Origin of the sequence: Singulisphaera acidiphila DSM 18658, from assembly GCF_000242455.2 — a bacterium.
In the GTDB taxonomy this organism is placed as follows: Bacteria; Planctomycetota; Planctomycetia; order Isosphaerales; family Isosphaeraceae; genus Singulisphaera; species Singulisphaera acidiphila.
In genome coordinates this window covers 854,550-868,701 of the sequence record NC_019892.1, presented here as the reverse complement: position 1 = coordinate 868,701, position 14,152 = coordinate 854,550, and the positions used below count along the sequence as shown (strand labels likewise).

Annotated in this window: 12 protein-coding genes; 10 read left to right on the top strand and 2 right to left on the bottom strand. The window is 64.9% G+C overall.

The window, feature by feature from the left end; all coding sequences use genetic code 11:
- The first annotated feature begins 50 nt into the window (after nucleotides 1-50).
- On the top strand, nucleotides 51-878 hold the full coding sequence (locus SINAC_RS03415; RefSeq protein ID WP_015244299.1) for a class I SAM-dependent methyltransferase: 828 nt from the start codon (nucleotides 51-53) through the stop codon (nucleotides 876-878).
- 124 nt (nucleotides 879-1,002) lie between these two features.
- Here the strand turns inward: SINAC_RS03415 and SINAC_RS03410 are convergent, their stop codons facing one another.
- The gene (locus SINAC_RS03410) at nucleotides 1,003-2,232 is read right to left on the bottom strand and encodes a molybdopterin molybdotransferase MoeA (RefSeq protein ID WP_237722929.1); all 1,230 of its coding nucleotides are present in this window, start codon (nucleotides 2,230-2,232) and stop codon (nucleotides 1,003-1,005) included.
- A 309-nt stretch (nucleotides 2,233-2,541) separates the two neighbouring features.
- Between SINAC_RS03410 and SINAC_RS03405 the strand changes: the two genes are divergently transcribed.
- The 8 genes from SINAC_RS03405 (at nucleotide 2,542) to SINAC_RS03370 (ending at nucleotide 11,173) form a co-directional block, all read left to right on the top strand.
- Entirely contained in the window at nucleotides 2,542-2,982 is a 441-nt protein-coding gene (locus SINAC_RS03405; protein WP_015244297.1) for a hypothetical protein, read from the top strand.
- Between the two features lie 289 nt (nucleotides 2,983-3,271).
- Nucleotides 3,272-3,964: a class I SAM-dependent methyltransferase gene (locus SINAC_RS03400; RefSeq protein WP_015244296.1), complete on the top strand. Its 693-nt coding sequence runs from the start codon at nucleotides 3,272-3,274 to the stop codon at nucleotides 3,962-3,964.
- Between the two features lie 90 nt (nucleotides 3,965-4,054).
- Nucleotides 4,055-4,408 (top strand): TMEM14 family protein, encoded by a 354-nt coding sequence (locus tag SINAC_RS03395; protein ID WP_015244295.1) that lies wholly within the window; start codon nucleotides 4,055-4,057, stop codon nucleotides 4,406-4,408.
- Nucleotides 4,409-4,632: 224 nt separating this feature from the next.
- On the top strand, nucleotides 4,633-6,468 hold the full coding sequence (locus SINAC_RS03390; RefSeq protein WP_015244294.1) for a DUF1549 domain-containing protein: 1,836 nt from the start codon (nucleotides 4,633-4,635) through the stop codon (nucleotides 6,466-6,468).
- Nucleotides 6,469-6,504: 36 nt separating this feature from the next.
- Nucleotides 6,505-7,794, top strand: coding sequence for a DUF1501 domain-containing protein (locus tag SINAC_RS03385; protein WP_015244293.1), 1,290 nt, complete (start codon nucleotides 6,505-6,507; stop codon nucleotides 7,792-7,794).
- A 351-nt stretch (nucleotides 7,795-8,145) separates the two neighbouring features.
- A complete protein-coding gene (locus SINAC_RS03380; protein WP_015244292.1) occupies nucleotides 8,146-8,850 on the top strand; it encodes a hypothetical protein in 705 nt (234 codons plus the stop codon).
- Between the two features lie 513 nt (nucleotides 8,851-9,363).
- Complete coding sequence (locus SINAC_RS03375; RefSeq protein WP_015244291.1) at nucleotides 9,364-10,344, top strand: hypothetical protein; 981 nt, start codon at nucleotides 9,364-9,366, stop codon at nucleotides 10,342-10,344.
- Between the two features lie 295 nt (nucleotides 10,345-10,639).
- Entirely contained in the window at nucleotides 10,640-11,173 is a 534-nt protein-coding gene (locus tag SINAC_RS03370; protein ID WP_015244290.1) for a hypothetical protein, read from the top strand.
- Nucleotides 11,174-11,318: 145 nt separating this feature from the next.
- On the opposite strand, the gene SINAC_RS03365 is transcribed toward SINAC_RS03370, so the two are convergent.
- A complete protein-coding gene (locus SINAC_RS03365) occupies nucleotides 11,319-12,653 on the bottom strand; it encodes a sulfatase family protein (protein WP_020467664.1) in 1,335 nt (444 codons plus the stop codon).
- Between the two features lie 302 nt (nucleotides 12,654-12,955).
- Between SINAC_RS03365 and SINAC_RS03360 the strand changes: the two genes are divergently transcribed.
- Entirely contained in the window at nucleotides 12,956-14,119 is a 1,164-nt protein-coding gene (locus SINAC_RS03360) for a Gfo/Idh/MocA family protein (RefSeq protein WP_015244288.1), read from the top strand.
- Nucleotides 14,120-14,152 lie beyond the last annotated feature (33 nt).

Sequence of the window (14,152 nt, the reverse complement as noted above, 5' to 3'; positions counted from 1 at the left end):
AACCGCCATTTTCGACAAAAGCTGGCGGCGTCGAGACGTAAGGAAACGGCATGAGCGACTATCAGGCAGTGAACCGCGCCAACTGGAACGAGCGCGCTCCCATTCACGCGGCCTCCCCCGACTACGCTCTGGACCGCTTCAGAGCCGACCCGACGTTCCTCAGCGACGTCGTCCGGTTCGACCTGCCGCGGTTGGGGGACGTCGCCGGCCTGCGCGGCGTCCACTTGCAGTGCCACATCGGCACCGACACGATTTCCCTGGCCCGCCTGGGCGCTCGGATGACCGGCCTGGACTTCTCTCCGGCCTCGCTGAACCAGGCCCGGGACCTCGCAGCAAGTGTCGGCGCCCAGGTCGACTTCGTCGAGGCGAATGTCTACGACGCGGCCAAGGCGCTGGGACGTACGGACTTCGATCTCGTCTTCACCGGCATCGGCGCGCTCTGCTGGCTCCCCAGCATCCGACGCTGGGCCGACGTGGTCGCGAGGCTACTGCGACCGGGCGGGAGACTCTTCCTCCGGGAGGGGCATCCGATCCTCTGGGCATTGAGCGAGGCTCGTGAAGACGGCCTGCTCGTCGTGGAGTACCCTTACTTCGAGCGTGACGAACCCCTCGTTTGGGACCAGAATGGCACCTATGTCCAAACCGATGCCAAGCTTACGGCAACCGTGACCCATGAGTGGAATCACGGCCTGGGCGAAATCGTCACGGCTCTTCAAAACGCGGGGCTGACACTCACCGCACTCGTCGAGCACGACAGCGTGCCGTACGATGCGCTTCCAGGCCAGATGGAGCGTCTCGACAATGGCGAGTGGCGGCTCACCCAGGCCCCCTGGCGGCTGCCGCTCAGCTACACGCTCCAGGCTGTCAAGCCGGCGTAGCACGGGGTCACCCGCACGTTGCTCAGATTCTGGGTGGCTGAGGTCCGCATACGGCCCCCAGCCACCCGGAACGCTCAACCTGTCCTCCCCTCGAACGAGAATCGCCCAAAAGCAGGCGGCTCGATCAGGAGTCGTGCGGCGGCCAAGGGCCGAGGGGGGCAACTTCGACGATCTCGCCGCCCTGCCAAGGACCACTCTTGGGGGCGAGCAGGGCGAGGGCCTCGGCACGGGCAAAGCCGAGGAGGTCGTCCTTGCCGCGATAGTCGATGGGGGTCGCGAGCAGGCGCGCCTGGTCGTCGACCGCGAGAGTGACGGGAACGGCCCAGAGGCGATCGTCGGTCGGACGATGGGGAGCGGTCCAGACGGCGCGAAGGGCAGGGGGGGGACCGGCCGAGCCCCCTTGGAGTCGCGCGATCAAGGGACCGACAAGAAGGCTGGTGACCGTCAAGGCGGCAATCGGGCTCGGCGGAAGATGGAAGACGTGGTGTTCGACGCGCCCCGAGGGGCCGACGACGACTCCGTAGTTCATCCGACTGCCGGGCTGAATCGAGACTCCCGAGATTACCGGCTCGACCCCGGCGCGTAAGAGGGCCCGCCGCAAGGTGGAGGTCGATCGACCCATCACGACCACGATCGGAGCCGTCAAGGCACGGGACAGGGCGGCGTCAAGGTCGTCCTCGGCGATCGCTCCCAGGTCGTGCGCGGTCGCTCCCCAGCGCAGGCAAGGCGCCACGACCGTCGCGCCGGCGGCATTGCGCTCGCGGTGCATGACGGGCGCTTCGCCCGGTCCGACCATGTGGTCACCCACCGCAAATACGGCCACCCGGACCCGGCGGTAACAAACCGGATGCACGCATCCCTGCGCGGCGAGAAGCCCAACCATCGCCATCCGAACCCGAGCACCCGCTGGGGCCAGTTCGGTACCAGCACGGAGGTAGTGGCCACGGGGGACCAGGTTCTCACCCACCTCGACAGGTTCGAGGACCTCGACAAGCCGAGGGGGGCCGAGGTCGGGCTCAGGGCGGATCCGGTCCGACCGCAGGACCGCGTCGGCCCCCCAGGGGATCGGGTCGCCCGGCGCGACATGCGCGGCCTCGTCGGCGCTGATCTCGAGTTCCGAACACTCGTCATCGTCGTGCAGGCCGACGACCCGGAGCCGAGTCTCAACCCGCCCGTCAGATGCGCGAAGAGCGTAGCCGTCCAGTGCCGCTCGGTCGAAAGGGGGGAGGTCTACATCTGCAACGGCCGGTTCGGCTAACACCAGCCCCAGGGCCTCGGCCAGACAGACCTCAATGGTTTCGCCCGGTTCCGCCCGCTCCAGTATCTGCGCCCGCGCCTCGGCCAACGACAACATCAAAGAATTGCCCCAACCCTCGATCGCAAGCCGGGCCCGACCCCCGTTCCTCGGCCTCATGAGCGGAGCATTGTAACGACGCTCGGAGATCGGCCAAGCCCGATCGCCGCCCCCCTCGTTTGTGTCTCTTTTGGAGACTTGGCGCGGAAACATTGGGCTTGACCCTCCTGACCGACCGATTTCCTAGGTGTGATCGAAACCCGACGACCGCGACGACCTGAAACGTTGCGATTTTCGGATCGAGTCGAAAATGATGCACGGACGGCGGTTCAGGATCGACCGCCGCTTTCGCCAAGGAGGGTGGAAACGATGTGGTCCCACCGTACGGGATCGTCGCGACGGAATCGCCAACGCTACGCAGCATGGGCTGCGCTGGCAATTGGCTGGTTGCTTCCGTCGGTCGGTTGTCAGGTCGAGTATGCCGGCATGACCCTGCCCTCGGGCAAGTACATGCATGATGACGTCCAGTATTTCGCCCCCGGTCCTAATTTCCCCATGGCCAACTCGCAGGCCGCGGCACAACGAGCGCGAATGCAGGCGATGGGCCTGGAGCCGAATTCGATCGGTCCGGTCGCCGTGCCGCCCGCACCGGGATCGATTCCGGCGGTCCAGAACCAGTTGGGCCGGCCCACCGACGTCAACGCCAGCCCGCTGAGTGTTGAGCCGCCGGTCGGCTCCCCGGTCACCCCGCCGGCTCCCGACTCAATCGTGCCGCCGGACGCCGTTCCGCCGCCCCCTGCTAACCCCTAATTGTTGAAGTCGTATGGAGAATGACGGCGGGAAGGCTCGGTGAGTCCTTCGAGGGCTCACCGGCCACCCGCTCCGAACTTCTCGTCGCACGTGGACGCAACCTCGGGCTCCTCCCGCAAATACCGGGACGCCGAAGTTGCGTCCACTTTTTCATTTCGAAGGAAAATAAGCCAAACCGATCGCCCGATTCCGGGTCGACCGCAGTGAAACATCCATTGCCCACAGCCGAACCGGACGTTGGAATGAAGGCTGCGCATCCGCCGACGCCCGACAAGCTGAGCCGACCACCATGCGACAGGAACTCCCCGAAGAGCTTTCGATCCAAGCGGGTTACGCCGCCTGGGCCTCCTGCTACGACGACGACGGGAACCCCTTGATCGCGATGGAAGAGCCGGTCGTCAGGAGTTGGTTCGGCCCGCTGCGCGGGGCGCGCGTGCTCGACCTGGGCTGCGGAACCGGCCGGCACACCTGGGCCCTGGCCGACGCAGGGGCGAAGGTCTGGGCGCTCGACCTGACCCTGGAAATGATCGCGAAAGCCCGGGTGAAGTGCGACGGCCACGAAGTCTGCTGGGTCCGGCACGCCCTGCCGCGTGCCTTACCATTCCCCGCCTCCACGTTCGACGTGGTCGTGCTCGGGCTCGTGGTCGAACACATCGCCGATCTCCCTCGCCTCCTCGCAGAGTTGGCCCGAGTGATGAAACCAGGGGGCCGCTGTATCGTGTCGGCCCTGCATCCCGACCGGACCGGCGAAGGGCAACGCGCCCGGTTCATCGACCCCGAGACCGGTCTCCGACGCGCGATCACGACGTTTCACCGCACCATCGAGCAATATCTCCAGGCGGGTCGTGAGGCCGGCCTGCTCCTCGAGGGGGAGCAATCCCTGATCGTCCCCCCCGAGCTCGCCGAACACCTGCCCCGCGCGATTCCCTATGTGGGACAAGCCCTGGGCTGGGTCGCCTGCTGGTCCACGCCCCCCATTTGAATTGAAGCACTTTCTTTTCTATTCCGCTTTGGAATGAACGCCGGCGTGGTTTTCACGCCCTATCTCGAAACGAAAAGAGCGAGACCGATTATGTACCCACTCGTGGGACACGTCACACTCGGAATTTACGCCATCCTCCTGGCGGTGGGCGGCATCATGGGGTTCGTGAAAGCGCGAAGCCGGCCGTCGTTAATCGCAGGGCTCGTCAGCGCAGTGGCGGCCTTGGTCGCCCTCGCACTGTCGGTCCAAGGGAACGTCTGGGGACGCCCCTTGGGCTTGCTCCTGGCGGTCTTCCTGTTCGTTTTCTTCGGCTATCGGTATGCCCTGAGAGCCAAAGTCTTTATGCCCAACGGCCTGATGGCGGTCGTAAGCCTTGTGGTCGTAATGATCCTGATCGTGTGGACGGTCATCGGCGCTCCCGCGCCGCTGCAACCGGTCTTGTAATCCCCAAAGCGGGGGGAAGTGTTCTCTTTTGGCTGCATCCAACCTACAATGCAGGTAGCACTTCCCCTCTGCTTTGAAAAAAAAGACGAGCCGACTCCGGCCAAAACGAGACGGAATGATTGCTTTTGGGTTCAATCACTCAGCGACGCCTGTCATCACAAAGCAGGATGAGCAGGAGTGAGGCGGTGAAGGGGGTTTGATCTCGATCCGAAAGGATGGTTGGCATGACGGGTTCCCGGAAGGCGGGCACGCGGTGGTGCCGCGTGATTGCGGTGGTCCTGGTCGTCGCGCCGTCGGCCGGTCTGCTGGCAATGGCGGCAGTGCCTTCAGATCCAGAGGCAGAGAAACCGCCCAGCGTGACCGTGGCCAGCGTCAAGAAAGCCGATCCCACCCCCACCGCCAAGAAGGGCAAAGCCAAGGCAAACGCTGCCGAGAGAAACGGCAAGCTGCCACAGCGCCCCGCCAAAGTCGTGTCGATTCCGACGCTCACCAGCGAAGGGCTCGACATCCTGATGGAAAAGCACCTGGAAGCGGCCAAGGTCCCCCTGGCGAAGGCAACGACGGACGTTGAATTTGTGCGTCGAGTGCATCTCGACCTGACGGGCAAGCTCCCTAGCCCCGAGCAGACCCGCGGCTTCGTCCTGACTCGCGAGAAGGACAAGCGGGCCAAGCTCATCGAGTACCTGCTCCGCAGCGACGACTACGCTCGGAACTGGGCCCACTACTGGCGCGACGTGATCCGGTTCCGGGCGACCGCTCAGAACGCCAACCAGGTGCGTTTCAACGACCTCGAGGATTGGCTGGCCGAGAAGTTCGCCAAGAACGCCCCCTGGGACGAGATCGCCAAGGAATTGATCACGGCCACCGGCCGCGACGACGAGAACGGCGCGGTCAGCTTCCCGCTGTCGCATGAGACGCAGGCGGTCGAGCTCGCGGGGGAAGTCTCGCGGATCTTCCTGGGCGTGCAGATCCAGTGCGCCCAGTGCCACGACCACCCGAACGACTCGTGGAAGCGGCAGCAGTTCCATGAATTTGCCGCCTACTTCGACGGGGTGAGTCGGAAACAGGTGGTCAAGGCCGCCCCGGGACAGAGGCGGGTCGTCGAGGTCGTGGCGAAAGCGAAGCCACGCTATACGATGCCCGACAAGCACGACCCGCAGAAGAAGATCTTCGTCGCGCCCAAGTTCTTCCTCGATCCCAAGGGGGAGACCCTCCCGGCCGGCCTGACCACGGCCGAGCGGTTGGGGATGGCGGCCGACTACGTCACCGGCCAGGACAACCCCTGGTTCGCCAAGGCGTTCGTCAACCGCGTCTGGTTCATCCTCCTGGGCGAAGGGTTCTACAGCCCGGTCGACGACATGGGCCCCGAGCGAACCGCCAAGGCCCCGGAGGTCGTCGAAGTCCTCGCCTCGGAGTTCCAGAAGGGGGGCTACGACATCCGCTGGCTCCTCCGCACGATCCTCAACAGCCGAGCCTACCAGCGCGAGGTCCGGTCGACCTACACGGCGGCGGGCCGAACCGCATTCGCCGCCGTCTGCCCCAGCCGGCTTCGGTCCGACCAGATCCTCGACTCGCTCGCCCACGCGCTCAACTTCGACGTGGATCCCCCGCCCAAGGACGCGCCGGGCAAGGAGAAAGCGGCGAAGAAAGACGCCCTAACGAAGGACCTCAAAGCGGCGGTCGGCAAGACCAAGGGGATGCGGGGCCCCGGAGGAGCACGGGCGAGGTTCAACGCAATCTTCGGCGCGGATCCTTCGACCCCCTATGAAGACATCCTGGGCACGATCCCCCAGGCCCTCTACCTGATGAACAGCCCGATGCTCCACAACGCGATGCGCGGCAGCGGCAACAGCGTGCTCGGTCAGATTCTCGCCGCCAACCCCAAGGATAACCGCGCAGCCCTCGGCGCGATCTACATCCGTGTCCTGGCCCGAGAGCCAACCCTCAAGGAAGTCCAAACCTGCGGCCGCTACATCGACAAGGTGGGCAACCGTAAGGACGCGTTCGAGGACATCCTCTGGAGCCTGATCAACTCGACCGAATTCATCACTCGCCGCTGATCCGGAAACAGGTCCTGACGTGAGAGGATGACGACTATGTTCGAGAAGACGATCGTCAGAGTGGCGATGAACGGCCAGGGGGTCCTCCATCGCCGAGGGTTCTTGGGAGGCATCGGCCTCGGGGTGGCGGGGTTGGCCACCGTCAGCTTCACCGACATGCTCGCCTTGCAGGCGGAAGAGCTTCGCAAACGGCAGATGGCCTGCATCCTGCTCTGGATGGCCGGCGGGCCCAGCCAGATGGAGACGTTCGACCCCAAACCGGACCACGCCAACGGCGGCGGCATCAAACCGATCGAGACCGACGTGCCCGGTATCCTGATCGCGCCGGGTTGGGAACGGACCGCCAAGGTGATGAAGGACGTCGCCCTGGTTCGCTCCATGACCAACAAGGAGGGGAACCACGAGCGGGCCACCTATCAGCTCCACACCGGTTACCCTCCCTCGGGAACGGTCAAGCACCCGAGCTTCGGCTGCGTGAGTGCCAATGAGTTGGGCGATCCCAAGTTCGACCTCCCCCATATCGTCAGTATCGGCGGAGCCACAATCGGTGCGGGCATGCTCGGCGTCTCGCTCGAGCCGTTCGTCGTGCAGGACCCGACGAAACCACCCGCCGACGCCGTACCGCCGGTCAGCACCGCCCGGTTCTCGAGGCGTTTGGGCCTGATGCAAGCGCTGGAGCAGGGGGCCTTCGAACGGACCGGAGGGGCCGATCGGGTCAAGGATCACACGGCGCTCTACCGGCAGACCGCGGGAATGGTCCTCTCGCCCCGAATGAAGGCGTTCGACCTGAGTGGCGAGGACGCCAAAGTTCGCGCGGCCTACGGCACGAGTGCCTTCGGCCAGGGCTGCCTGCTAGCCCGCCGATTGGTCGACGCGGGCGTGACCTTCGTCGAGGTTCGCTCCACCGGCTGGGATACCCACAAGGAGACGGTCGCCGGGGTCGCCAAGAACGCCAGCCAGGTTGACCCTGGGTTCGCGTCGTTGGTGGCCGACCTGAAGAGCAGGGGGATGCTCGACCGGACGCTCGTGATCTGGATGGGGGAGTTCGGCCGCACCCCCAAGATCAACCCGAACGCAGGTCGCGACCACTTCCCCCGCGTGTTCAACATCGCCCTGGCCGGCGGCGGGATCAAAGGGGGCCAGGTCCTCGGCGCCTCGAGTCCCGACGGGACCGAGGTCAAGGACCAGCCGGTCGCGGTCACCGACCTCCTCGCCAGCTTCTGCCACTCGCTCAAGATCGATCCGGCCAAGGAGAACATGAGCGCGCTCGGCCGGCCGATCAAGATCGTCGACGGCGGCAAGGTCGTCAAGCAACTTTTCTCCTGAACATTTGCATTGACAAAACCAGTGGCGCGCCCGCAATTCCATTCCCGATTGAAGAGCGGGGCGGGTCACCCGCGGTCCCAGGGCTTCAGGGAGGGCCTCAAGGGCCTGCCCGGAAGCTCGACGTTGGTTCAGTAGCGACACCACCGAGGCCTCGGTTCGGCGATCCCAGGTTTCCTCATGACGGCTTTGCGCCGATTCGAGGGATTTTCCGCAAGACGACCAGCCTGTCAGGTCGATCATGGAATAGGGATCGGGAGGGTTATGTCCGAGGATTGGTGACGCGACCCCCCCGCCGTCTTATATGCCGACGTTCCCGAGGGGACTCGGTTCGCTTTCGGGAAAGGAGTTCCCATGCACCTCCTCGCACGCACCGGTCTGGCTGTCCTTAGCCTGGCCCTGGCCACTCCGGTCGCTGTCTGGGCCGATCCGCCCGCTTCGACCGGCAGCAATCCGCACAATCACCGCCGGGGGCTGTTCGGCAAGCAAAAGCTTTGCGCTGAATGCCAGCGGGCGCAGCTCCAAGCCCAAGGGATCAGCGTTCCCCCGCCCCCATCGCTGCCCGGGCAGGTGGTGACCGAAGGGGTGATGTCTGAAGGAATCGTGACTGAAGGCGTGGTGACCGAGGGAGGCGTCTGCACAGCTTGCCAGGCAGGGCAGCAGCAGGGCGTGGTCGTCTCGGATTCGGCTTCGGGCTATGCGGTCGTTGGCGGTGATTCGGCACCGGGCTATGCGGTCGTCGGTGGCCAGGCCCCGACGTCCGACCCGTCGCCGATCGGCGTCGTGCAGTCACGACCCAACCAGGCTCCGGGCCGTTCGGCCGGAACGGATCGCTCGGTGATGCAGGCCAGCGTCACCCCCGCCCCCGAGCCGATTCGACCGGCGGGGTCCAACCGGCCCCAGATTCTCTCGCACCTCTTTGGCTTCTCCGCGATCGGCCGTGACTTTCGCGAAGCAAGGCAGCGCAAGAAAAACGAGGAGCACGCCTCGATCCGTTACGACCAGCCACAGGCGCAGCGGGTCACCGACCTGCCCGCGTCGAAGGTCTACGGCAAGTAAGTCGCAGGAAAAGTGGGGGTAAGTAAGGCCCCCGCGATTCCAAATCACGGGAAGTCCGCCGAAGCCAAGATTCGGAGGCGAATCTTAAGGAGCACGGACCGATTTTCACAATCGGTCCGAACCGAGGACGGATCCTCAATCCATCAACCATTTCCCCTTTTTTCGCCTCCGAATCTTCGGCGGACCCCGCCTTCCATTTCGGCGGAATTGTGCCGAAAACCATCGATTCAACACCCCCGGACCGGCCCATCGTCGCCCGACGATTGGCCGGTGCCGGTGCGCGCCGTCAGGTTTCACTCCAGAATTGTGGTCGCTCGAACCGATTCACTAACCATGGCCAAACTGGACCGCGAACGACGTCCCTTTTTCTGCAAAGAATTACAGGGGCGAGGACGTGTGGACCGGCCCTGGTCGCCGGCATGCTTCACGCGAAGGATTGCGTGAGAGACTGTCGATCGCTTGCTTCCGGAACTCCAGGAGGGATACACCGATACGATATAAAAGGGAGTGACCATGCGTTTCGGAAAATGGCGAGGGGTGGCGCTGACGTTCGCCCTGGCGGCGTCGTTCACGATCGGACAAAGCCGGTCCGTTCATGCCGGGGGATTGCACACGATCCCTCGTGAAGTCGAGGCCATCGACATCAACACGGGCGGGCCCTACTTCGCGCCCCCAATCCCCTATGGTCACTACGCCAAGGACGGCCTCGGTGGCCTGGCTGCGGCGGGCGGACTGCTGCACGGGGGTCTCCTCCACGGCGGCCTCGGACACGGTGCCGGCTGTGGGCTTCTCCACGGTGGCCTCGGACATGGTGCGGGCTGTGGCCTCGGACATGGCGGCGGTTGCAGCGACGGTGGATGCGGCGACAACGGTTGTGGCGGTGGCTCCGCAGGTGGCTGCCACGGTCTCGGCCTGTTCAAGAAGGGGCACGGCGGCAAGTTCTTCAGTGGCAACGACTGCGGCGGGTTGGTCTCAACCGGCGGCACGGTCGTGGCTCCGTCGAGCCAGGCTCCGCTCGTCTCGGCCCAGTCCGCTTACCCCTCGACCCAATGCGGCGATTCCGGGTGCAAGCTCAAGCTTCGCCACTTCCATCGGCGCGGTCATGGCTGCGACCAGTGCAGCGGCAATGGCTGCGGGATCTGCCAGGGTGGGGTCGGTGGACTCTCGACCGGTGACCTTTGCGGTAGCTGCCACGGCGGGGGTTGCGGAGCTTGCGGCGGTCGCGGCCTCTTCGGCAAGGGTGGGTGTGGTGCTTGCGGTGGTAAGGGCTGCGGAGCCTGCCTCGGTGGACATGGGTTGCTCCAGGCGACCCACGGAGCCCTCGGCTTGCCCAAGGCACTCGTCGCCAAGGCACTTCACAAGGGTGACATCAAGTGGTTCGTGGGGCCTGGCGGTCCGGTGCCTCTCACTCCCGGCTACGTCCCCTACATCGTGACGACCCGTTCTCCTCGCGACTTCTTCGCCTTCCCTCCGTTCAACGAGAACGTCCCCTGATTTTGCTCCTGATCGGGTGAATCCATCACCGATGAAGATCCGACGCGAGCCCGGCATGAACTGCCGGGCTCACGTCGTTTCTGGTTGGATCCCCTAAGGTAGCTTGCTTCCCCCTACACACCACATCATCAGCTTCGACCGGTTTTATCGCCTTTGCGTATTACGGGCCCATGAGGACGGGGGTAGGGGGCTCGAATCGCTCCAGGGTCTCCGACAATCGGCCGACATAAAAGAAACTCGCCGGATGCATGGAGGCGACCCGTTCGAGACTTTTGATGAATGAGGAGGGATGGCGATGCGCGTTGGTTCTCCACGACTTGGCCGGATGGGCCTCTCGGCCCTGGCGGTCCTGGGCGCAGTTCTGGTACTGCCTGGCATGCCGGCGTTCGGGCAGATTCCTCAGCCGATTATCCCCGACATCGTCGAGCGGAGCGGCTTGATCTCGCGATTCGACAGGATCGAGCCATCCCTGCCGCCCGACCCGCGCCGCGACACCTGGTATCACACCCGCTGGGGTGACCGCCCTCATGGCCATCGCCCGAATAGCATCAAGGAAGGGGGCCTCTACGGCCACCCGATGAAGGCGAATTGCACGGCGAGCATCTACCCCTACTTTCACGGCAGCCCCGGCAAAAGCTCGATCAATTGCGACTGCTACCCCTGGCCCCGGCCGCTCCGCGTCTTCCAGAGCTTCGCCAAACCGTTCAAGCCGGTCGGCATGTACTACGACCAGGGGTCGTACGTCCCGATCCACGACCTCGATCCGATCGTGCCCGGCCCCGGTCCCTATCCGTTCCCCTGGTACTTCAACCCGGCACGCGGTGGTTGAAACGAAGTGGGACATGCTCAGCGCCCGAAGCCATGGCGAACCCATCGGCCCGGGCGCAAGCCCTTCTGGTTTCCGAAATTCAGGCGGCCATCCCGATTGATGGCAGCGGCAGGCTGAAGCCCACCTCACAAAACATAATCGCCTATCAATCTTTGGTCTCAGTCGCCAGCCACGCCTTCAATTCGTTTTGAAGTTGCCGCGCGAGTTCGGGGTTCTCGGCGATCGCGTTGCGGCGCTCGGCGGGGTCGGTCTCGACGTTGAACAGCTCGGGGCGGCCGCCACTGGTGATCACCAGCTTCATCGGGCCTCGCATCGCCGCAAGTTGGTTCGATCCCTCGACTCGCCACTCCCAGAAAAGGGTCCGCTCGGGGAGCTTGGCTTTGCCGGTCCAGGTCGGCCAGAGGTCCGCGCCGTCAACGTGCCAGGCGGCTTCGGGGTGGGCACCGGTGGCGGCGAGCAGGGTCGGGAAGAGGTCGGTCATATGAACCACCTCATTCGAGATGACCCCGGCGGGCACATGGCCCGGCCAGCAGGCAACCCCCGGGACGCGGATCCCCCCTTCCCAGAGGGTTCGCTTCTGGCCTCGGAACGGCCGGTTGCTATCGTGGTAGTCGCTCGCGCCCAGGTTGCCCGACTCGAAGGTCGCCCCGTGGTCGCTCACGAACACGACCAGCGTGTCGGCGGCCAGCCCCAGGCCCTCGAGCGCGGTCATGATCCGGCCGACGTTCTTGTCGAGTTGGGTGACCATCGCCGCATATGTTGCGCGGATCGGCTTCGAGGGATCAACTTCGGTGAACTTCCCTTGGTGAAGCGCCACTTCCTCGGCCGGGGCTTCGATGTTGAAGTGGGTATTGATGAAGGGAACGTACAGAAAGAACGGCGTCGGCTTTTCCTTGTGCCGTTTGAGGAAGTCGATGGCGTGGTCGGCGAACATATCGTCGGAATAGCCTGAGACCGGCTTGAGCTCCCGGCCGTGCCAGAGTTGTTCGGGATACTTTTCCCAGGCGTGTTTGGCGTCGGTGAAACCGAAGAACTCGTCGAAGCCCTGGTCCATCGGATGGACATAGGTCTTACTGCCATCCCTCGGCTGGCCGTGGTGCCACTTACCGAACAGGGCCGTATCGTAGCCGTGCGTCTTGAAGGCCTCGGCCAAGGTCACCTCGCGGGCGGGCAGGTCGTCATTGTTCCGCGAGACCCCGTCGTGGATCGTGTACCGGCCGGTCATCAGGGCCGCTCGGCTCGGGGCGCAGACGACGGCGGCCGTGTAGAACCGCTTGAAGGTCGTCCCGCGCGCCGCCAGGCGGTCGAGGTTGGGGGTCGCCCACTCGGTCCGGCCGTTGAACCCGACGTCGCCCCAGCCGAGGTCGTCGGCGAGCAGGAGCAAGACGTTGGGCCGTTTCGCCCCCTCAGCGGCCGCGAGAGCCGGCGTACCGATTCCAGCCACGACCAGGGTCAAGAGCACGAGCAGACGATAAGACATGGCGAGGTTCTCTCTCCTGGAGCGTTGCATTTGCCAATCGGTCCTTCGGAGGGGCCACCTTACTCTACAAAAGTGAGTTCGCGCGGGCTATAGTGGCGCATTCCGGCCCTCGGCCCCTCTGTGCGTCTTGCGGATCCCCTTGAAATCAGGGAACGAAGGAGAGGGAATGATCACCCTCGATTCGGCCCGGTCCGCACTCAAAAGTGAAGACGCGAGTTGCTCTTCGCGACAGGAAGCACCACGCCACGGGCCGATCCGGACAGTCCAAGCCAAGGGCAAATGACTCTTAGGGGAACGACACGATGAGCCAGCGGAAGTTGCGGGTAGGTATGGTCGGCGGCGGGGGACCAGCCAACTTCTTTGGCGGACCTCACCGCCGCGCGATCCTCATAGACAACTCGGCCGAGCTCACCGCGGGTGCCCTGCGGAGTAAGCCCGAGGAGTCAATCGAGTCCGCTCGCGACCTGTTCTTCTCCCGCGGATACCCCGACTGGCAGACTCTGGTCAAGACGGAGGCCGCGCTGCCCGAGTCGGAGCGAATCGACTACCTGACCATCGTCACCCCCAACGACGCCCACTTCGGACCGGCCGCCGCCGCCGCGAGTGCGGGAATCGCCGTACTCTGCGAAAAGCCGATGACGACCACGCTCGACGAGGCCCGCCGCCTGCACGCGACCGTCGCCGCGCACAAGACCCCGTTCATCGTCGCCTACACCTACACCGGCTTCCCCATGGTCATGCTCGCCCGCGAGCTGATCCGCGACAGCGCCATCGGCGAGGTTCGCAAGGTGGAGGCCTGGTATCCCCAAGGGTGGCTCGCCACCAAGCTGGAGTCCGACGGACAGAAGCAGGCATCGTGGCGGGTCGATCCCACCAAGGCGGGCGCTTCGGGATGCGGCGGCGACATCGGCACCCATGCCTACGAGTTCGTTCGGTTCGTCGCCGGCCGGCATGCGACCCGGATCCGTGGCCGCCTCAAGGCGTTCGTTCCGGGCCGCGCCCTCGACGATGACTTCACCGTCCTGGCCGAGCTCGACAACGGCGGGATCGCCACCATCGCGGCCTCGCAGATCACCATCGGCGCCCAGAACGACAACGGGTTCCGGATCAGCGGGACGACCGGCACCCTCGAATGGTCGATCACCGACCACACCGTGCTGAAGCACTACGCCGGCGGCCAGCCGCTCCGGCTCTACCGCCAGGGGGCCGAGTACGACTACTTCCCCGGCTCGATCAAGCCCTACCTGCGGCTCCCCTCCGGGCACCCCGAAGGGTTCCACGAAGCCCTCGGTAACCTCCATCGCACCCTCGAGTGGACCATCCGCGGTCAACGTGGGGAGAAAGTGCCCACCCCCTACGATCACCCCGGCATCATCGACGGCGTCGCGGGAATGGCCTTCGTCGAAGGAGCCGTCGCCAGCTCGAACCAGGATGGTGCCTGGATCGAGATGCCCAAGATCGGCTAGAGTCGACGCTCAACGGCCAAAAAGCCAGCCGAT